1 protein-coding gene is annotated in these 1,090 nt (G+C 63.8%); it reads left to right on the top strand.

What is annotated here, in order from left to right; all coding sequences use genetic code 11:
- Positions 1 to 103 precede the first annotated feature (103 nt).
- The gene (locus ACT3S6_RS15885) at positions 104 to 1,078 is read left to right on the top strand and encodes an IS481 family transposase (RefSeq protein ID WP_301497610.1); all 975 of its coding nucleotides are present in this window, start codon (positions 104 to 106) and stop codon (positions 1,076 to 1,078) included.
- Positions 1,079 to 1,090: the final 12 nt, after the last annotated feature.

Here is a 1,090-nt window from a genome sequence, read left to right as displayed (position 1 = left end):
TGTACTCGGCCGGGAGGTTGGTGACGGTCCCGGGCTCTTGACGTAGCGAAGACCTCCGGGTGCGGTGGGTGATGTCTAAGTCGCCAACCGTCCGGAGGTCTTCATGTCCCACCGTAATGCCCGGCTGAACTTGCGTGGCCGGCAATTGCTCGTAGAGCGGGTCTGTGTCCAGGGGTGGGCAGTCGCGCATGCTGCGCGAGCCCAGGGTGTGTCTCGTCAGTGCGCGCACCGATGGATCAATCGGTTCCGTAGTGAGGGTTCTGCGGGCCTTCTCGATCGGTCCTCGCGCCCGCACCACAGTCCACGCCAGACCTCGGTCGAGGTTGAGGAAAGAATCGTGGCGCTGCGCCACGAGCAACGACACGGCCAGGACTGGATCGGCGCTGACCTCAACATCCCAGCTCGCACAGTCTCGCGGGTGCTGCGCCGCCACGCGGTCCCCTATCTACGCGAGTGTGACCCGTTGACCGGTGAGGTGATCCGGGCCTCGAAGACCACAGCGGTGCGCTACGAACGCGACCGGCCCGGTGAGCTGGTCCATGTCGATGTGAAGAAGATCGGCAAGATCCCTGACGGCGGTGGGTGGAAAGCCCATGGCCGCCAGATGGGGTCAACCGCGGCGAAGAAGAAGGCCCGGATCGGCTATGACTACGTGCACTCGATGGTCGACGACCACTCCCGGTTGGCGTACTCCGAGATCCTCGGTGACGAAAAGGGCACCACCTGTGCGGGGTTCTTGCGACGTGCAGCGGTGTTCTTTGATGTCCATGGCATCGCCCAGATCGAGCGGGTGATCACCGACAACCACTGGTCGTACCGCCGCTCAGAAGACTTCGCTACCGCCATCAGCGATCTGGGCGCGAAGCACAAGTTCATCAAACCGCACTGCCCATGGCAGAACGGCAAGGTCGAGCGGTTCAACCGAACCCTGGCCACCGAATGGGCCTACCGCCAGGTGTTCACCACCAACGCCGACCGTAGCGCTGCCCTTGCCCCATGGCTCGAGGTCTACAACACTGTCCGACGCCACACCGCACTCGGAGGCAAACCCCCGACCAGCCGCCTGTCACCAACCTGATGGCCGAGTACA

It is taken from the genome of Arthrobacter sp. AOP36-C1-22 (assembly GCF_052377515.1).
Taxonomy (GTDB): Bacteria; Actinomycetota; Actinomycetes; order Actinomycetales; family Micrococcaceae; genus Arthrobacter_H.
Note: the sequence above shows the minus strand (reverse complement) of the source record. Positions and strands in the feature narration are given on the sequence as shown.